Origin of the sequence: Xenorhabdus budapestensis (assembly GCF_017743015.1) — a bacterium.
Classification (GTDB): domain Bacteria; phylum Pseudomonadota; class Gammaproteobacteria; order Enterobacterales; family Enterobacteriaceae; genus Xenorhabdus; species Xenorhabdus budapestensis.
In genome coordinates this window covers 2,194,940-2,216,571 of record NZ_CP072455.1, presented here as the reverse complement: position 1 = coordinate 2,216,571, position 21,632 = coordinate 2,194,940, and the positions used below count along the sequence as shown (strand labels likewise).

Annotated in this window: 6 protein-coding genes; 4 read left to right on the top strand and 2 right to left on the bottom strand. The window is 48.6% G+C overall.

Annotated elements, in window-relative coordinates; all coding sequences use genetic code 11:
• Positions 1–341: 341 nt before the first annotated feature.
• Positions 342–2,282 carry an exoribonuclease II gene (locus HGO23_RS09820; RefSeq protein WP_209026494.1) on the top strand — a complete coding sequence of 647 codons (1,941 nt, stop codon included), beginning with the start codon at positions 342–344 and terminating at the stop codon, positions 2,280–2,282.
• Positions 2,283–2,405: 123 nt separating this feature from the next.
• Positions 2,406–3,314 carry a class A beta-lactamase gene (bla, locus tag HGO23_RS09815; protein WP_209026493.1) on the top strand — a complete coding sequence of 303 codons (909 nt, stop codon included), beginning with the start codon at positions 2,406–2,408 and terminating at the stop codon, positions 3,312–3,314.
• 196 nt (positions 3,315–3,510) lie between these two features.
• On the opposite strand, the gene pulA is transcribed toward bla, so the two are convergent.
• Complete coding sequence (gene pulA / locus HGO23_RS09810; protein ID WP_099135263.1) at positions 3,511–6,324, bottom strand: pullulanase-type alpha-1,6-glucosidase; 2,814 nt, start codon at positions 6,322–6,324, stop codon at positions 3,511–3,513.
• A 364-nt stretch (positions 6,325–6,688) separates the two neighbouring features.
• The gene (locus HGO23_RS09805; RefSeq protein ID WP_209026492.1) at positions 6,689–8,047 is read right to left on the bottom strand and encodes an aspartate aminotransferase family protein; all 1,359 of its coding nucleotides are present in this window, start codon (positions 8,045–8,047) and stop codon (positions 6,689–6,691) included.
• 376 nt (positions 8,048–8,423) lie between these two features.
• Between HGO23_RS09805 and HGO23_RS09800 the strand changes: the two genes are divergently transcribed.
• Together HGO23_RS09800 and HGO23_RS09795 are read left to right on the top strand one after the other, a co-directional pair.
• Entirely contained in the window at positions 8,424–11,693 is a 3,270-nt protein-coding gene (locus HGO23_RS09800; RefSeq protein ID WP_209026491.1) for a non-ribosomal peptide synthetase, read from the top strand.
• Positions 11,694–11,719: 26 nt separating this feature from the next.
• A complete protein-coding gene (locus HGO23_RS09795; protein WP_209026490.1) occupies positions 11,720–21,631 on the top strand; it encodes a non-ribosomal peptide synthetase in 9,912 nt (3,303 codons plus the stop codon).
• Position 21,632: the final 1 nt, after the last annotated feature.

Sequence of the window (21,632 nt, the reverse complement as noted above, 5' to 3'; positions counted from 1 at the left end):
AGATATTATCTTCAATGATAAGGGTAACAAAAACAGTCAGATTTTACGGGCATAATTTATTTAAAACCAGCATCTTCAAGTTAAATGGGTATATATAGTATAGGTTGAAGAAAAATAATCTTGATTCAGGACAGAAATCACGCTTTTCATCACCGATGCCACATGGTGTATATAGACTTGTCAAGATCTTTTCCAGCTAGCCAAACATAAACAGCACAATTATTAGTCTTTACTAACAGTTTTTCGTGTTTTGATAAGATGTTACTTGCTCCATAACCTCGATTCGCGTAAAACTGTTACCCAAAATTACCGATAATAACTCCATAACTCTCCTGATTATTATGTTTCAAAACAATCCGCTGCTTGCTCAGCTAAAACAGCAACTTCACGCTCAAACCTTGCGTGTAGAAGGTTTAGTCAAAGGAACTGAAAAAGGCTTCGGCTTTCTGGAAGTCGATGGTCAAAAAAGTTACTTTATTCCACCACCTCATATGAAGAAAGTGATGCACGGTGACCGCATCACAGCCGCTATTCACACCGACAAAGAAAAAGAGATCGCTGAACCAGAAACGCTGATTGAACCATTCCTGACCCGTTTTGTAGGAAGGATCCAGAAAAAAGAAAACGATAACCGTCTATGGATTGTTCCTGATCACCCATTGTTAAAAGACGCTATCCCTTGCCGGCCGGCCAATACGGTTACCCATAATTTTGAAAATGGTGATTGGGCTGTCGCTGAAATGAAGCGTCATCCATTGAAAGGTGATCGTGGATTCCATGCAGAGGTAACAGGCTATATCACCCGTGGTGATGACCACTTCGCTCCTTGGTGGGTTACCCTGACACGTCATAATCTGGAACGTGAAGCACCAGCCATAACAGATTGCCAATTGGATGATAATTCTTTTGAACGTGTTGATCTGACCTCTCTCGATTTTGTGACCATTGACAGTGCAACGACTCAAGATATGGACGATGCACTACACATCGCCCAAAATGATGACGGAAGTTTGAAGCTCTCCATCGCCATCGCTGATCCAACCGCTTATATCAAAGCTGACAGTGAACTGGATAAAATCGCTTACCAGCGTAGTTTCACCAACTATCTGCCGGGTTTCAATATTCCTATGCTGCCCCGCGAACTTTCTGATGATCTATGTTCTCTGCGTCCAAATGCCCGCCGCCCTGCTCTGGTTTGTCAGATCTCGATTCTGGAAGATGGGCAACTAGGTGATGATATTCAATTTTTCACAGCCTGGGTCGAATCGAAGTTCAAATTAGTTTATGACGAAGTTTCTGACTGGCTGGAAGGTCAGGAAGGTTGGAAACCGAGTTCTGAAGCTGTTGCCAAGCAAATCACTCTGCTGAAAGAAATGTGCGAACGCCGTAACAACTGGCGTCAACAGCACGCCCTTGTGTTCAAGGAAAGACCAGATTATCGGTTTATTCTTGATAAAGGGGGGAATGTGACAGACATCGTTATCGAGCAGCGCCGTTCCGCAAATCGTATTGTTGAAGAAGCAATGATCGCGGCTAACTTATGTGCGGCAAAAATCCTGCGCGATAAATTAGGTTTCGGTATTTATAACGTTCATACTGGATTTGAACCAGCACAAATTGAGCAAGTCGTTGAAGTACTTAAGGAACACAATATTGAAACCTGCCAGGAAGCTCTGTTGGGATTAGAAGGGTTTTGCGAATTGCGTCGTGAACTGGATAAACAACCGACACAATTCCTTGATAGCCGTATCCGCCGTTTCCAGACTTTTGCCGAAATTAAAACGGAACCCGGCCCGCATTTTGGACTCGGTTTTGATGCGTACGCAACCTGGACATCTCCTATCCGTAAGTACAGTGATATTATCAACCATCGCTTACTGAAAGCGATTATTCAACAAACAGAAGCAGAAAAGCCAGCCGAAGAAATTTGCTTGCAATTATCTGAGCGCCGGCGGGCAAACCGTATGGCTGAACGTGATGTAGGTGATTGGCTCTATGCCCGTTTCCTTACCCCTCACGCTGGTACTGATAAAACTTTTTCTGCTGAAATTATTGATATCACTCGTGGTGGCCTGCGCGTTCGTCTGGTTGACAATGGCGCAGTTGCTTTTGTCCCAGGCCCATTCCTGCATACTGTTCGTGATGAGCTTCAATGCAGTCAGGAAACAGGTTCCGTATTAATTAAAGGCGAAACAGTCCACCGCCTGAATGACATCATCAATGTGCGTATTGAAGAAGTCAGAATGGAAACCCGTAATATTGTGGCACGCCCTGTTAGTTAATCTGGTTAGTTAAACGTAACAGGAGATGCCCAATAAAACGGGGCTTCCAGAACAATAAACACACTGCTGCTATTATAAGCGGCAGTTTTACAACAAATATTAAACAATTATTCAAATTTTCATATGAAACTTCTTACATTAAAATTCACGCGCATTTGCGCAACGATTTTGCCTTTATTTGGTGTCTTAATGACTTCACCTTCCCAGGCATCCATTACTCAGGCTAATACGGATCAACAAGAACAGATTATTAATCAATTTATCGCCTTAGAAAAAAGTGCTAATGGACATCTTGGTGTGTTCTTAATCAATACAGCAGACAATTTAACCATTGGCTATCGGGCAAACGAGCGTTTTCCGTTGTGTAGCACCAGTAAATTTATGGTAGCCTCTGCACTTTTGAAAAAAAGCGAAAAAGATGAAAACTTACTGAACCAGCGTATCAACTACAAACAGTCCGATATTGTTGAATATAGTCCGATTACTGAAAAACATATTGCAAGCGGTATGACATTAGCAGAGTTGAGCGCAGCAACTTTGCAATATAGTGATAATACAGCTATGAACTTGCTACTTGACCAATTAGATGGCCCACGTGGTTTGACAAAATTTGCCCGTACTATCGGCGACAATAAATTCCGGTTAGATCGCAAAGAACCTGAATTGAACTTAGTCAAACCGGGTGATGAACGTGATACATCCACACCTCAAGCCATGGCGGAAAGTTTATACAAGTTGACTTTAGGTAATGTGTTAGCAACCAATCAACGTGTGCAACTGGCAGAATGGCTGAAAGGAAATACGACTGGTGATGCCAGTATTCGTGCCGGAGTACCAAAAGATTGGGTTGTGGGAGATAAAACTGGTCTCTGTGACTACGGTTCAACCAATGATATTGCCGTGATCTGGCCGACGGAAAACAGAGCGCCATTAGTATTGGTCACTTATTTCACCCAACCTGACGATAAAAACGCTAAAGCCCGTCGTGATGTACTGGCAGAAGCTACCCGCATACTGATTCAAACTAAATAAAGATCCACAAGCTACACGGTTAATTTACTGTGTAGCTTATGAAGATTTATGAAAATACATACCTGCCATGAATTAAGTCAATTTCTTATCCAGAATTCTAACTAGTTATTAACATCTTCCCACCGTGAATAACGGGATTTTACAGCATCAGGTAAAATATTCGCTCAAGAGACTCAAAACAGCTTGCCCGGTTTCGTTATTTTCTACGAACAGGTAAACCTGTTCCACGCATTCCTTCTTGCGGTAAAACCAGTACGGCTGCCGACCATGCAGGCATTGTTACTTCGCCATCCTCAGTGATCCGTATCCCTGCGGCCAAAGATGTCTTGTCCAATTCACGTTGAATATCATTTAACTTCAATCCGTTGACATTAAGATCTCTAACAGTCACAGACCAAGATGCAGCGTTAATAACGATAACCAGTCCATCAAACCGCCAGTCAAGATCACGTGGAGTCATATTGCCATCATCAATCGTCATGACCATTAAACCCATTTGCTGATGAGGGCCAACATTAACAAAATCGACACGTTGCCTGACAGCAGCGCCATTACCAAGCGCCATCAATGGTGAAAACTGACGTAGCTGCAATAACTCCTGATAAAACGCCATCATCTGTAATAATTCATTTTGGCCTGGTTTTTTCACCTGATTTTTCACACGATTAATCAGTGGGTAATTCTTACCATCATCACTCTGTGATGGCAGCCCCACATCATAATTATTGTCCTTATAATCATAACTAACACGATTAAACCAGTCGCCAGCATTGTAAGAATCACGGGTAAAGGATTTTGAACGCAACAATTCCGACCCATGTTGATCGAAAGCCAGACCTTGCCCAAGGAATACTGTAGCAAGGGAGATCGCCTGCATACGAACCCGTGTCATCAAATCCGCTTCATAGGCAGCTTTATAGCTAATAATGTCCCACAATGTTTGATTATCGTGTTTAGATACATAATTCAGTACTTCAAGCGGAGCTGATGCATAACCCGCAATAGTGCCCTTATAATCAATTTCGCTACCTGTTTTCACTGCTCCGTCTTTATCGATCATGACAAAATCAGCCAGATTACCAGCCATACCAAGCCGTACCAGATCCCATAAATGACGAACGTTATCGGCATCTAACCTGGAAATTTCATTAGGCAATATTTCAGCACCATTACCGACCCCCTGATTACTGCGAATACTGTCGGCAACATCAAATGGCCCACCGCCACGCACCGCATCACGCAACCTGTCAGAGAAAGTACCAATGCCAGTTCCTTTAAGATTGATTTGAGATGCTATTTCGAATCGATCATCCTGCCCAGAATTCCAACCTTCGCCGAAAAAGTAGATCGATGGGTTAATAGCCCGTACTTTTTCTAACGCCGATATAATTTGTGCTTTGGGGTGATAACCCATTAAATCGAACCGAAACGCATCTATTTTATAATCTTTAACCCATGTCACCAGTGAATCTTCGATCAATTTGGCAAACATGCGATGCTCCGGCGCAGTATCAGAACAACAGGTATTATTTTCAACCTTGCCTGTTATTTCATCCAGACGGTGATAATACCAAGGTACAATCTTATCCAACACCGATGTTCTGGATATCGGGCCTGCTGCATTGGTATGGTTGTAAGCAACATCCATGATCACATTCATACCCAATTGCTGCTTGATGGCTTGCACCATGGCACGAAACTCTTTTATACGAACAGAACCTTCTGGCTCAGTAGCATAAGAGCCTTCTGGTACTGAATAGTGAAACGGATCGTAACCCCAGTTATAGGAATCCGTTTTTGCCACCATTGTATTCAATTCTTGCACTTGCGGATTACTAATATTGTCATCACGCTGCAACTGCTGCAAAACCTCCCGCACAGTTAATGAACTGTGGCAAAACTCCGCAAAACGACTGTTCTTCACTATGGGATTAATTTGACACAAACGGCTAAAAGGATGATCAAGATCAGCCACCTGATGGCTAAATTCATTGATGGAAGCAATATCAAACACAGGCAACAATTCCATATGAGTCATTCCCGCCTGACTCAACGCCTTAAGATGCTTGAACATATCGCTGTTATTGTCAGTCAGTGCCAGATATTTACCGCGCCAGGCTGCGGGCATCGTACTGTCTGAAACGGAAAGATCACGGATATGCGCTTCATAAATGGTCATACGTGCAATATCCGCTGGAGTATTTTGTGAATGCGGTGCCAACAGGTTATCCCAGTTGTGAGGCTTTAACGCCTCATCATTCAAATTGACGACCTGACTATATTCCGAATTAGTAGACAAGCTATAAGAATAGGGATCGGTAACTTCGTAGCGTTCTACATTGCGAGATTGCGGGTGGTAAACCTGTAAGGCATAGCGGTAATAAGCACCGATCAATTTCTTGTCACCTTGCCATGACCAAGAACCACTGGCTGTATCACGTTGCATTACGTGATTAGCGATAACCTGTTTATTTTGATCATAGATAACCAAATTTACCTTTTGTGCCGTAGGTGCCCACAACCTGAAAATCACACCTTTATTATTGATCCTGGCCCCATATTCCAATTTATCAGCCACATCGGCGAAACAATCGTCCAGTACCCCCGCCGTTTGTACTTGAGTTGCTGATAGGAATAAACCTTGCTCATTGGCCGACAAAATCACCAAATCTCCAGTCAGCAGTCGATCAATATCCACATTTTCAGGCAAGCGGAAAGCTGGCCACTTTGCCAAATGAGGGAATTTTTTTGCGGTTTCCTGACTTAAAATGGTTGGTGTGAGTGTCAGATAATTATCAGTAAAATAGCCCTGATCATTAACCTCTACCTTATTACTTTGATTATGGTATAGGCGAACAACAAATTTACTTTCACCCCCTGACCATAATAACGTCTGCCTATCAACCCAATGTGCAGAGGCCTGAGATATTTCTGGCACAGAATGGGAGGTGTTAGTATGACAACGATAGATTTGTTCACTACCTGATATTTGCTTCACACGATGTGCCATCAGTGTCTCCTGGTTTTTAAACAAATAACACTTATTTTGTATGAAACTATTTTTCATAAATCTATTTTGTATAAAACTACTTTGTACACAGCTTGTAAGTGATAAAATCAATAGACTACTAAATACAACAAGGTAAACCTTCCTCCAAAAGTTAGATTTCACAGTCAAACCTTTTTAATCGAAAGATAACATTAACCATTTATACCCTATGGATTTCAAGATGCAAAGCGACGGCAAGGGAGCAAACCCCCAAGAGTATAGATAACGATGTGATTAACACCATTTCTCGTAGTGACTGTGTAATATTGGCCCGGTGTCTAAATATCTATTTTCATCATACCGCGTAACAGACACCGGATTAACATTATTCTTCTTTGTGAATCATATTATTGTAACAAATAAAGACTTCTTCAAGGATCTGAAATGCTTCGTTTATGGTTTTTATATCAATATTTAATGGAGGTAATAACCGAAGCACAGTATCATTACGGCCACCAAGCTCGGTAATAAGTCCACGTTGTAATGCCAGTTTCTGTATTTCTTTAGCACCTTTTTCATCAGCTTCTTCACGTTCAGGATCTAATATTTCCACCCCTAACATAAGGCCTTTACCACGAATTTCACCAAGGAATGAAAATTTAATTTTCAATGCATTCAATTTTTCAATGATTATTGAAGACATCATTTTTACATTATCCAGAACGTTTTCTTGCTTAATTATTTGAATAGCTTTTACTCCCGCACTAAAAGCAAGCTGATTTCCTCTAAATGTACCTATGTGATTTCCTGACAGCCAATTTTTATATGTTTTTTTATAAAACATTAATGATGAAGGAAGCCCTATTCCACTGGTTCCTTTTGATGTAACAAAAATATCAGGCTCTATATCATACTGTTCGAATGCATACCAAGTTCCGGTTCTGCCACAACCTGTTTGAATTTCATCAATAATTAGAGGAATATTGAATTCTCTCGATAACTGATAAATTTTAGATACAAAAGATTTTTCGGCAACATAAAGACCACCTTCTCCTTGTACCAATTCAAGAATAATCGCAGCAATATTTCCAAGACCTGAGTTTGCATCCCTTAATGCAGATTCCAGAAACATGCCAGCATCAAGTTGCTGTGAATTCATCACCCAACTGGTTTGAGAATGTGATTCTGAGCCAAACGGGAAAAAATGCACTCCCGGCATCAAGCCCAAAAAATCTTTCTTCATTTGACGATTGCCAGTGACTGCTAAAGCTCCTGTAGTACATCCATGGTATCCGCCTCTAAAACTGATAATTTCCTGATGACCTGTTGACACTTTAGCTAATTTAATCGCAGCTTCCACTGCATCAGCTCCTGTAGGCCCACAAAAATGTAGTTTGTAAGAATCCCGCAGCTTTTCAGGTAACATACTAAAATGAGCTTCAGTAAATGTTTCTTTTATTGGTGTAGGAAAGTCTAAACCAAGACTTAGTTTTTTCGCCTGTTTACATACCTCATCAACTAACTCTGGGTGTGAATGCCCCAATGGTAACGACCCTGCTCCCAATAAAAAATCGATAAATACGTTACCATCAACATCTTGCACGTAAGAACCACACGCTCTGTCTAAAGCTATTGGTAATCTTTTCGGATAAGATATTGCATCGGACTCCCATTGAGCCTGTTTTTGTAAAGCAATTTTTGATTTTGGTCCAGGAATTTCAGTTTTAATTATTGACTTTTCCATTATCCATTCTCTTTTTTAATTTAATCTTGAAATTGTTCATAACTGTATTAATAATCTTAAGTTATTTTCACTTAATAGCCATAACATCAATGTATTTTTATTATAATTTTCACTTGTAATAATTTCATCATATAATCCTACCCTGCTCACCTTATCTATTTTACCCCTTGATCTGAGAATAAAAATATTAATAATAAGTTCATGAAAGATAATTTCTTACTTGAAACATAATTAATTAATCTCATATCAAATAATAATTATAAAAATCCTTATTAATTTTTATTTAACCGATATCTAAGTGTAAAGGTGATTTCTAATTTAATAGAGCAATTATTATATTTTTTAATATGCATATAAAAAAAGGGAGTTATATAAAGTGAACCACCCTGAAAATATGAAACCATTTTCCTTATCTGAAGCTCAAAATAGTCGTTGGTTTCAATATCAAATTAATCCAACCCAACGGGGAAAAAATAATAGTGCATTTTGTGCTCGGGTTAAGGGTTTAACTGTTGAACGTTTAGAAACTGCAATCAATCATCTGATAAAACGGCATCCTATGTTACGGTCTAGCTTTGGGTTATACGATGGCAAGTTGGGATACCGTATTGCAGAGCATGTTGAAATACAGATCCAACGACATAATGCTAAACATCTCGACGAAAATACTCTTCAACAGCAAGTGCGCCAAGATTGCTGGCATACTTTCGATTTGGAATATCCATTGCGGGTTTATGCCAGTTGGTATCAATACCATCCCCAAGAAAACATCATGGTACTAACTTTTGACCATCTGGCAGTTGATGGTTGGTCTTATTGGTTATTATTAGAGGAATTAGGCAATATATTAGTCTCACAAGCCTTAGAGCCAATATCAGAACATAGTTTTCAAGACTATGTTACATGGCAGCAGCAATGGCTGAACAGTAACAGTGCAAAAAAACAACAAAATTTCTGGCGTAATAATTTGGCTGGTCATCCGAATACACTACAGTGGCCAAACATAAAATGGCCAACAGAAAACAACTCTCTTAAAAACACCCCAACACCATTAACTGATAAGATCACAATTTCCCGCCTAATTCCAGATTTATTAGCGGATAAACTCCATGCTATGGCTTCTGAATATGGGAACAGTCTGTTTGCTATTTTTCTGGCTACATACCAGATCTTATTGAATCGCTACACAGAGCAGAACGATATTATTATAGGCTCAATGATGCCGGGGCGAAGCCGTGCACATTGGGGAAAATTGGTCGGTGAATTTGTTAATCCGGTCGCATTACGTGGTCAAATTAACGGTGATATGAGCGTTCGTGAGCATATTTTGCAAGCACAGAAAAGCATCCGTCAGGCCATTGAGAATCAAAAATATCCCTTTGCTAAAGTACTGGAACAACTAAAGTTACAACGCCATGCAGAAACTCATCCCGTTTTCCAGACTTTGATGACTTTTCAACAGCCTCGATATATTGGTGACCTATTATTGTTATGGATGGACGAAGATAATAGTACGACGGTACATTGGGGAGGCGCAGAATTACGGCCCTTCTCCTATCCCCTTTATGCTGATACCCCCGTCCCTTTGATGCTTAATATATTGGAAGTCAATACACAAATTCGGTGTTATTTCCATTACGATCCCCAGTTGTTCGATACTGAGTTAATCCATCAACTCATGGAAAATTTCTTCGTTTTACTTACTGCAATGGCTGATAACGAACAACAGAAAATTGACTATTTGCCACTGATGGATGAGCAAGAACGTAAACAAATTCTCTGTAATTTCAATACAACAAATAAAGCTTTTCCTCAACACGCTTTGATTCACCAATTAGTGGAACAGCAAGTCACACACACGCCAAACGCAATTGCCCTGATTTATGAAAACCATAAATTGAGTTATGCTGAATTGAACCGACAAGCCAATCAATTAGCCCATGCTTTGGTTGAATTTGGTGTTTGTCCAGATGACCGCATCGCCATTTGTATGGAACGCAGCCCAGATATGGTGGTTGGTTTGTTAGGAATACTCAAAGCAGGTGCCGCCTATGTACCTCTCGACCCTGAATATCCCATAGATCGTCTGAATCACATACTATCGGATAGTAATCCAATACTCGTACTGACGCATCAAGATCTAAAAGGGGACTTACCAGAAACAACTGTCCCTGTATGGCGATGGGGCAGCGAAGAACTTCAAACAAAAATGGCTGTTCAGGGGGAAAATAATTTGTCAGTCACCGATTTAGGACTGACATCCCACCATTTGGCCTATGTACTCTATACGTCAGGTTCAACGGGTCTACCCAAAGGAGTTATGAATGAGCATCGTGGCGTTGTAAATCGTTTACTATGGGCTAAAGATGAATACCGATTGAATCAACATGATCGTGTATTGCAAAAAACTCCGTTTAGTTTCGATGTTTCAGTATGGGAATTTTTCCTGCCTTTGCTCTCTGGCGCTCAGTTAGTCCTGGCACGCCCTAATGGCCATAAAGACCCCGTCTATTTGCTGGAAGAAATTGAACTCCGTGGTATTACAACTATTCACTTTGTTCCTTCTATGCTGCACAGTTTCATTCATCATACTCCAGCAAAGCGTTGCCCTTCTTTGCGTCAAATTTTATGCAGCGGAGAAGCATTGTCGTACTCTCTGCAACAGAAATGTTTGTCTCATTTACCTCATAGTGAGCTGCATAATTTATATGGCCCGACTGAAGCCGCTATCGACGTAACATCCTGGCGTTGTGGATCAGAAAAATATTCCGCTTTAGTACCAATTGGTTACCCTATTGCCAATACGAAAATCTATATTCTTGATAAATATGGGCAACCCGTACCCATCGGCATTACCGGTGAAATCTATATCGGTGGCATTGGTGTTGCCCGTGGCTATTTAAATCGTCCTGAGTTGACAACAGAACGTTTTATTCCTGATCCATTTAGCAACAACAAAGATGCAAGAATGTACAAGACGGGGGACTTAGGACGTTGGTTGCCTGATGGAAGTATCGATTATTTGGGTCGTAATGATTTCCAGGTCAAGATACGCGGAAACCGGATTGAATTAGGCGAAATTGAAACCTGCCTGACTCAATGTGCCGGTGTTCAACACGCTATTGTCATTGTGCATGAATACGACGCTACAGATAAACGATTAGTTGCTTACCTTATACCCGAACCGGACATTACCTTGAGCATTCCCAAGCTGCGGGAACAACTGAGCATTAATCTACCTGATTATATGATCCCCAGTGCATTTGTCATGCTGGATGCTTTTCCATTAACTCTGAATGGTAAGCTGGATCGCCGAGCGCTGCCAGTCCCCGACCATTCATCAGTGATCACACAAGAATATGTCGCTCCACAAGGTGAGATTGAAGAGCAATTAGCCAATATTTGGCAAATGCTGCTGAAAATTAAGCGCATAGGACGCCATGACAATTTCTTCGAACTTGGCGGGAATTCACTATTAGTACTACAGCAACAATCAAGAATATGGGAAATATTTGGTGTAGAGCTTTCTGTTCAACAACTATTTTCACACACCACCCTCAGCCAACTTAAAGCGTGTATTGTCGACGCTCAATTACTGCAATTTGACGCCGAATTACTAAAAAATATTTATAAATCAATGAATTAAACTTTAACCTTAAATGGCACTTAAGCATGAATATTAACGAATTAAATTCTTTACCATTAGCGGAACGTGAAAAATTACTTGAATCAGCTAAAGCAGCAAAGCTAACTCGTCAATATACGCAAAGAACATCAATTACTGTACAGCCTCGTGAGGGTGATATTCCATTATCTTGGGCACAACAACGCCTTTGGTTTTTAACTCAACTCGATCCTGCGGCACAAACAGCCTACCATATGTCGACAGGGCTTCACCTCCAGGGTCTCCTGAATCAGAACGCACTTAAGGCTGCGTTAGATAGGATTGTGGCTCGCCATGAAATCCTGCGAACAACTTTTGTGTCGATTGAAGGTACTGCCCGGCAAGTTATCGGGGATGCCAACTGTGGTTTTGCTTTAACGACTGAAGATATCAGTCATTTGCCTGCGTCAGAAAAACAGACTACGGTAGAAAAATGTGCCCAGCATGAGGCCATCACCTCTTTCGATTTTACCCAAGGGCCGTTGTTCAGAGGGCATTTGCTTCGTTTAGCAGAAGATGAGCATATTCTACTGTTAACACAGCATCATATTATCTCGGATGGCTGGTCAGTTAATGTATTGATATATGAGCTATCCACTCTTTATCACGCTTTTTGCCAGGGGCTAGTTGATCCATTACCTGGATTACCGCTCCAGTATACTGATTACACCCTTTGGCAACATCAGTGGTTACAAGGGAACGTTCTGGAAAATTTGTTGAATTACTGGCGCAATGAATTGCAAAGTGCGCCAGTACTTCTGGAGTTACCTACGGACAAACCACGCCCGATAAAACAGAGCTATATTGGCAACCGAGTTAATGTAGCCTTTTCCCCTACTTTAAGCTCTGCATTAAAAGCACTTAGTCAACATCACGGTACGACTTTATTTATGACCCTACTGGCAGGATGGTCGGTGTTGCTTTCTCGTCTCAGTGGTCAGCACGATCTCGTGATCGGCACTCCCGTTGCCAATCGGCAACAGCACGAATTAGAACCATTAATCGGTTTCTTCGTTAATACGTTAGCTTTACGGATTCAATTAAGTGACAACCCCAGTGTCAGTGAATTATTGAATCGGGTGAAACATAAAGCTTTGAGCGCTTATGCACATCAAGATTTGCCATTCGAACAGTTGGTGGAGGTGTTGAAACCGCCACGTAATCTAAGCCATAGCCCTATCTTTCAGGTCATGCTGGCTTTGGACAATACGCCAGGACAGCAAAATTTCGAGTTATCTGGGTTACACGTGAAAGAACTGTCACATATCAGAAATAGCGCATATTTCGATCTAACTTTATCTCTGAATGATACAGACCAAGGCTTAGTCGGTGATTTGGAATATTCCAGTGATATTTTTGAACACGCTAGTATTGAACGCATGGTCGGTCACCTACAGACGCTATTAGAAGCGATGATCGCTGATGACAGCCAGCAAATAGAAACTCTTCCATTGCTGACGTCCTCACAACGTTCTCAATTACTGACCAATTTTAATCTCACTGCGCAAGACTACCAGCAGGATAGGCTTATCCATCAATTAGTTGAACAACAGGCTGCATCCAGACCAGATGCTATTGCCCTGATCGGGGAAGAGGGTCAACTCAGTTATGCCGAATTAAACCAACACGCCAATCAACTTGCACATGCCATCAGAGCATCGGGAGTACGTCCAGATGAACGGATAGCCATTTGTGTCGAACGCAGTCTGGAAATGATCATCGGTCTGTTAGGAATTTTGAAGGCGGGAGCCAGCTATGTTCCATTAGATCCAGAACATCCTACAGAACGGTTAGTTTATATGCTGTCAGACAGCCAGCCAGCACTCATCCTGACCCAGCGCCATCTGAGCGCCCGCCTGGTCAATACTGACCTGCCCATTTGGGCACTGGATAGCACAGAACATCAAACTCATATCGCCAGTCACCCCCAAGACAATATTTCAATAACTCAGTCAGGACTCATTCCCTCAAATCTGGCTTATGTACTGTATACTTCCGGCTCTACAGGGTTGCCTAAGGGAGTCATGATTGAACACCGGCATGTCGTCAATTTTATTCAGGCGCAAATCCAGACAACCGCCTTAACATCGCATGATCGGGTACTGCAATTCGCTTCCTTTGGATTTGATAATTCCGTGGCGGAAATCTTCCCCACCCTGGCGGTGGGCGCCACCTTAGTCTTACGCCCGGCCCACCTCAAAGTGCCGGATACTGACTTTATTACCTTTCTGCAAGAAAATCACATCACGGTGGTCGATTTACCCACCGCGTTCTGGCATTTATGGGCCCAAGAAGTCAAGGCTGGGTACAGCTGGCCGCCCCCATCCCTGCGCTCGGTGGCCGCCAGCGGCGAAAAGGCGGAAGCACGCCACCTGAAGGCCTGGTTAGCCAGCCCGGGAACACAAACGTGCCGCTGGATTAATTTCTATGGCCCGACAGAAACCACCGTCAATGCCACTGCCTGTATTTATGAGCCCGGTCATCCCCATTCTGTTGAAGATATCCCCATCGGCCGGCCGATGGCCAATACCACCGCCTATATTCTGGATACCCAGGGGCAACCCGTGCCTATCGGAGTCACCGGCGAGCTTTATATCGGCGGCGAGGGGGTGGCCCGCGGATATCTGAACCGGACGGAATTAACCGCTGAACGGTTTATCCACGATCCCTTCAGCAATCAACCAGCTGCCCGTCTGTATCGCACCGGGGATTTAGGCCGCTGGCTGCCGGATGGCAATATCCGTTATTTGGGGCGTAATGACTTTCAGATCAAACTCCGCGGATTCCGCATTGAATTGGGCGAAATTGAAACGCAACTGGTGGCGTGTACCGGGGTGAAGGACGCCCTGGTTATTGTCAGGGAAGATGATAGCGGGGATAAACGGTTGATCGCATATTTAGTCCCCGACTCCCCTAGCCCGCTGAATACGGCCAGCCTACGTGAACAACTCAGCAGTAACCTCGCCAGCTATATGATCCCCACTGCATTCGTTACCCTTGAAGCCTTCCCATTAAATCAGAGCGGTAAAGTAGACCGAGCAGCCCTGCCCGCTCCTAATCGCTCTGCCAGTGTTAGCCATGAATATGCCGCACCACAAGGAGAAATAGAGCAACAACTGGCAGAGATTTGGCAAAGTTTATTGGGCCTGGAACAAGTCGGACGCCATGATAATTTCTTTGAGTTAGGCGGACACTCTTTATTGACCGTACAGGTAGCGTCTCGCTTACGTCAGACTCTGAATATCAATGTCACACTGCAAGATCTGTTTCTTCAACCAACATTGTCCGATTTAGCACAAACTTTGGTAGTAGAAACTCAATCAATTCAACCCGACATCGTACCTGTCAGCCGCCAAGAACCATTGCCACTCTCCTGGGCGCAGCAGCGCTTATGGTTTTTGGCGCAACTCGACCCCGCGGCACAAACCGCCTATTACGTATCAGGTGGTTTACATCTGCACGGCGCCCTGGATCTGCCGGCCCTCACCGCGGCATTAGATCGCATTGTCGCCCGGCACGAAATCTTACGCACCACTTTCCGGCTGATCGACGGGCAAGCCCGGCAAATCATCGGCAAGCCGGACAGCGGGTTCGCCCTGACGGTCCACGATTTCAGTCAATTACCCGCCGCCGGCCAGCACGCGGCCATCGAGGCCGCCGCGGAATGGGACGCCAGCCACCCCTTCGATTTTAGCACCGGGCCCCTGATACGCGCGCAATTACTGAAGCTCGCCGACCACCAGCACCGCCTGCTGTTAACCCAGCACCACATTATTACGGATGGCTGGTCCCTGAATATTCTGCTGCATGAACTGTCCACGCTTTACCAGGCCTTTACCCGGGGGCAGCCCGATCCGCTGCCGCCGTTGCCCGTGCAGTACGCCGATTATGCGCTGTGGCAGCGGCAATGGTTACAGGGGACGGTGCTGGACACGCAGCTGGCCTTCTGGCGCCAGGCGTTACACGGTATTCCGGCGTTACTGGCATTACCCACCGATCACGCCCGGCCCGCCGTGCAAAGTTACCGAGGCGACCAGGTTCCCTTTACCTTATCCCCGCCCCTCGTGGCCGCTTTAAAAGCCTTAAGCCAGCGGCATGGCACCACCCTGTTTATGACCCTGCTGACCGGCTGGGGGATTTTACTGGCCCGGTTAAGCGGCCAGCCGGATATCGTGATTGGCACGCCCGTGGCCAACCGCCAGCACAGTGCGTTAGAGCCGTTAATCGGCTTCTTTGTCAACACCCTGGCCTTAAGGGTCACGGTGGACGATAACCCCACCGTGCAAACCTTACTGGCCCGGGTAAAAACCCACACGGTGGCGGCGTATGCCCACCAGGATCTGCCGTTTGAACAGCTGGTCGAAGCCCTGCAACCCCCGCGCAGCCTGAGCCACAGCCCGCTCTTTCAGGTGATGTTTGCCCTGGATAACACCCCCAAAAATCACCGGTTCGACTTACCCGGGTTAACCCTGACCGAGGTGCCCGCGGCCCGCAACAATGCCCAGTTTGACCTGACGTTATCCCTGAATGAAACCGCCGCCGGGATCACCGGGGATCTGGAATACGCCACCGACCTGTTCGAGCGGGCGACCATTGAACGCCTCAGCGGCTACCTGACCCGGCTCTTAACGGCGATGGCCGCCGATGACCGCCAGCCCGTCGGATCCCTCCCGCTGCTGACCCCGGCACAGCGCCGCCAATTACTGACCCAGTTTAACGCCACCGCCCGGGCTTATCCGCGCGAGCCGCTTATCCACCAGCTGATTGAACAGCAGGCGGCCGCCACCCCCGCGGCCCTGGCCCTGGTGAGCGAGGCGGGCCAGCTCAGTTATGCCGACTTAAACCGGCACGCCAATCAGCTGGCCCATGCCCTCCGGGCCGCGGGGGCCCGCCCGGATGACCGCATCGCCCTGTGTGCCGAACGCAGCCTGTCTCTGATCATCGGGATGCTGGCCATCTTAAAGGCCGGTGCCAGTTACGTGCCGCTCGATCCCGACTACCCCACCGACCGGTTAACCTATATGCTGGCAGACAGCCAGCCGGTCCTGGTACTGACCCAGCGTCATCTGAGCGCCCGCCTGGCCAACACTGACCTGCCCCTTTGGGTACTGGACAGCGCAGACCATCACACGCACCTCGCCAGTCAGCCTCAAGACAATATTCCAATCACCGTCTCCGGCCTCACGCCCGCCAATCTGGCGTATGTGCTGTATACCTCCGGCTCGACCGGCCTGCCGAAAGGGGTGATGATTGAGCACCGGCAGGTCGTCAATTTTATTCAGGCGCAAATCCAGCTCACCGCCCTGACGCCGCGTGACCGGGTGCTGCAATTCGCTTCCTTCGGGTTTGATAATTCCGTGGCGGAAATCTTTCCCACCCTGGCGGTGGGTGCCACCCTGGTCTTACGCCCGGCCCGCCTTAAAGTGCCGGATACCGACTTTATGGCCTTTCTGCACGAGCATCACATCACGGTGGTCGATTTGCCCACCGCATTCTGGCATCTCTGGGCCCAGGAAGTCCGGGCAGGGCACAGCGGGCCCCCGCCCGCCCTGCGCTCCGTGGCCGCCAGCGGCGAAAAGGCGGAAGTGCGCCACCTGCAAGCCTGGTTAGCCAGCCCGGCGACCCAGGCCTGCCGCTGGATTAATATTTACGGCCCGACCGAAACCACCGTCAATGCCACCGCCTGCCCTTATGAGCCCGGCCATCCCGCGCCCGCTGACGATATCCCCATCGGCCGGCCGATGGCCAATACCACCGTCTATATCCTGGACCCCCAGGGGCAGCCCGTGCCTGTCGGGGTCACCGGCGAGCTCTATATCGGCGGCGAAGGGGTGGCCCGCGGCTACCTGCACCGCCCTGACCTGACCGCCGAACGGTTCCTGCCCGATCCCTTCCGCCCTGAGCCGGCCGCCCGGATGTACCGCACCGGGGATTTGGGTTACTGGCGGCCGGAGGGCACTATCCATTACCTGGGGCGCAATGATTTTCAGGTCAAACTCCGCGGATTCCGCATTGAACTGGGCGAAATCGAAACGCAGCTGGTGGCGTGTCCCGGGGTGAAGGACGCCCTGGTTATCGTCCGGGAAGATGACCCCGGGGATAAACGGCTGGTCGCGTATTTAGTCCCCGACGCCCCCCGGCCGCTGGATGCCACCCGCCTGCGGGACCAGCTCAGCCAGCACCTGGCCAGCTATATGATCCCCAGTGCCTTCGTGACCCTGGATGCCTTCCCGCTTAACCCGAGCGGCAAAATCGACCGCCGGGCTTTACCGGCCCCGGACCGGGCCGCCCGTGTCAGCCGGGACTATGTCGCCCCGCAGGGCGGGGCCGAGCGGCAACTGGCCGCGATTTGGCAAGCCCTGCTCCGGCTGGCCCAGGTCGGCCGCCACGATAATTTCTTTGAACTGGGCGGGCATTCGTTGCTGGTGGTCACCCTGATAGAGCAACTGCGCCAGCACCACTGGACCCTGCCGGTCAGCGCCGTGTTTGCCGCCCCGACCCTGGCCGCCATGGCCCAACAGCTGACCCATGAACCGGCGGACAGCCCCCTCCCGGACGTGCCCGCCAGCCTGATCCCGCCGGACTGCCCGGCCATCACCCCGGCGATGTTACCGCTGCTGACCCTGACCCAGGCCCAGATTGACCCGGTCGTCGCCCGGGTCGCCGGCGGCGCGCGCAATGTGCAAGACATGTATCCCCTCGGGCCCTTGCAGGAAGGGATTTTATTCCATTATTTACTGGAAACCCGCGGCGACACCTACCTGGACCGCCAGTTTATCCGCTTCGACAGCCGCCCGCGGCTGGAGGCGTTCTTACAGGCCCTGCAACAGGTGATCGACCGCCATGATATTTTGCGCAGTGCGGTCCACTGGCAGGGCTTGCCCGAGCCCGTGCAGGTGGTGTACCGCCAGGCCCCCCTGCCCCGGACCGAAACCGTGCTGGCCCCCGGGGAGGCGGCCGAACAGCAGTTACGCCGCCTGACGGACACCCGCCTGACCCGCCTGGATATCACCCGGGCCCCGTTATTAGCCGCCACCTTCGCGCAAGAGCCCGGCAGCGCCCACTGGCTTCTGGCCCTGCAACACCATCACCTGGTGTGTGATCACCTGTCCCTGGACATCATCTTTAGTGAGATGCAGGCGCTGCTCGCCGGCCAGGGCGACACGCTGCCCCCGTCACTGCCTTACCGGCACTTTATTGCCCAAACCCGGGCGGTGCCGGCTGAAACCCACCAGGCTTACTTCCGGCAGCTGCTGGGGGATATGGCAGAGCCGACCCTGCCGTTCGGCCTGGCCGACACCCAAAACCTCCCTGCCGATATCACCGAAGCCGTGATGCCGCTGGATAACGCGCTCAGCCAGCAGATAACCGCGTGTGCCCGCCAGCAGGGGGTCAGCGCCGCGGTCTTGTTCCATGTCGCCTGGGCCCAGGTGCTGGCGCTGTGCAGCGGGCAGGACGATATTGTGTTCGGCACGGTGTTACTCGGGCGCTTGCAGGGCGGGGCCGGGACGGCACAGATATTCGGCATGCTGATCAATACCCTGCCGGTCCGTATTGCGCTCCAGGATCGCACGGTGCAGCAAACGGTACAGGCCACCCATCAGCAGCTCAGTGCCCTGCTGGCGCACGAGCAAACACCGCTGGCCCTGGCGCAGCGGTGCAGCGGCATTCCGGCCCCGCAGCCCCTCTTCAGCAGCTTACTCAATTTCCGCCACAGCCAGCGGGACCCCGGGCCCGCCGCCTCGCCGGCCTGGGCCGGGATCCAGATCCTCGCTGGTGAAGAACACAGCAACTACCCGTTATCGCTGGATGTGGATGCCTTTGAGGACGGGTTTGCGTTAACCGCCCAGTGCCCGCAGCACCTGAATCCGGCCCGCATTAATCACTATATGGTGTCGGCATTAAGCCAGCTGGTGAGCGCCCTGCACACCGCCCCGGCCCGCGCTATCCGGTCCCTGACTATCTTACCGGACGAGGAGCGCACCCGGTTACTGGTGGCCTTTAATCCGGCGGCGGTCACGGCAGCGCCGGCCGGCCTGCTGCACCAGGCTGTTGAGCAGCAGGCCGCCCGCACCCCGGCGGCCACCGCCCTGGTCTGGGGCGACACGTCACTCAGTTACGCCGCGCTCAACCGGCGCGCCAATCAGCTGGCCCATGCCCTGATAGCCGCCGGCGTGCGGCCCGATGACCGGGTGGCAATTTACGCCGAGCGCAGCGTAACGCTGATGATTGGCCTGCTGGCTATCCTCAAAGCGGGGGCCGGTTATGTGCCGCTGGCCACCGACCACCCGCGCGAACGCCTGGCGTATCTGCTGTCAGACAGTGCGCCGGTTTTACTGCTGACGCAAACCCATTTACACCCGCACCTGCCTGACACCGCCGTGCCCACCTGGTGCCTGGATGAGGCCCGCCAGCAGGCCACCCTTGAGACGTCTGCGGCGGAGAACCCGGACCCGGCCCGGCTGGGGTTACAGCCGCATCATCTGGCCTACGTGATTTACACCTCCGGTTCGACCGGGTTACCGAAAGGGGTGATGATTGAACACCGCAATGTGACAAGCTTTGTCGCCGCGCAGTTGCAGGCCAATCCCCTTACCGCCCGCGACCGGGTGTTGCAATTTACCGCGGTGGCATTTGATACCGCGGTCTCGGAAATCTTCCCGACCTTCGCCGCCGGGGCCAGCTTAATCCTGCGGCCCGACGCCCTGCAAGTCCCCGACAGCGCATTTAGCGCGTTTCTGCACGCACAGAAAATCACCGCCCTGGATGTGCCGGCGGCGTTCTGGCACCTGTGGGTGCAGGAGCTGGCCGCCGGCCGGTGCCCTTTCAGCCCTTATTTACGCACGGTGACGGTGGGCGGCGAAAAAGTGGAGGCCCGCCACTTACAAACGTGGCAGGCGTTACCCGAGACACAGCCGTGCCGCTGGTTTAACGCCTATGGGCCGACGGAAACCACCGTCACGGCCACCGCCTGGGCAGGGGATAACGCCGGGCCGGCCCCGCACAGGCCTGCTCTCACGGCCGCCGTCCCGATTGGCCGCCCGCTGGCCAACAGCAAAATCTATATCCTGGATGCACACGGCCAGCCGGTGCCTGTCGGGGTCACGGGGGAAATTTATGTGGGGGGCGCGGGGGTCGCCCGCGGTTACCTGCACCGCCCTGACCTGACCGCCGAACGGTTTATCCGTGATCCGTTCAGTGCCCAGCCGGGGGCACGCATGTACCGGACCGGGGATCTGGGGCAATGGCTGCCGGAGGGCAATATCCACTATCTGGGGCGCAATGATTTTCAGGTCAAGATCCGCGGATTCCGCATTGAACTGGGGGAAATTGAAACGCAGCTGGCGGCGTGCCCGGGGGTTAAAGATGCTGTGGTCATTGCACGTGAAAATACAACAGGGGATCAATATCTAGTCGCTTATCTAATACCACAACCCAATATTTCTTTAGATCCCAATGAACTGCGTGAACAACTCAGCCGTCACTTGATGGAGTACATGCTTCCTCAGGCTTATATGATATTGGACACCTTGCCTCTCACCGCAAATGGAAAGCTGGATCGTCAAGCACTGCCTGCGCCGGATCGTTCCTCTATTGCTGTCCATACATATGAAATTCCTCAAGGGGAAATTGAGCAGCAACTTGCCACAATTTGGCAGGATTTGTTGGGGTTGGACCAAGCTGGACGCCATGATGATTTCTTTGTATTGGGAGGAAACTCACTTTCTATCATGCAATTATCCAGACGCCTGCGTAATACATTTCATCTTGATATATCGGTTGCAGATATCTTCCGTCATTCAACTCTATCTCAACTTGCTGAACTTATTTCATCAATACAACAAGATATCAGTTCCATACAACAAGAGCTTGATGATCTGTCTGAGGATGAGTTGCTTGCCATGTTACGTGAAGATTAAT

Coding starts and splice junctions, on each gene's coding strand:
- pulA (WP_099135263.1), bottom strand. CDS start 6,324: ATGGCACATCGTGTGAAGCAAATATCAGGTAGTGAACAAATCTATCGT.
- bla (WP_209026493.1), top strand. CDS start 2,406: ATGAAACTTCTTACATTAAAATTCACGCGCATTTGCGCAACGATTTTG.
- HGO23_RS09795 (WP_209026490.1), top strand. CDS start 11,720: ATGAATATTAACGAATTAAATTCTTTACCATTAGCGGAACGTGAAAAA.
- HGO23_RS09820 (WP_209026494.1), top strand. CDS start 342: ATGTTTCAAAACAATCCGCTGCTTGCTCAGCTAAAACAGCAACTTCAC.
- HGO23_RS09805 (WP_209026492.1), bottom strand. CDS start 8,047: ATGGAAAAGTCAATAATTAAAACTGAAATTCCTGGACCAAAATCAAAA.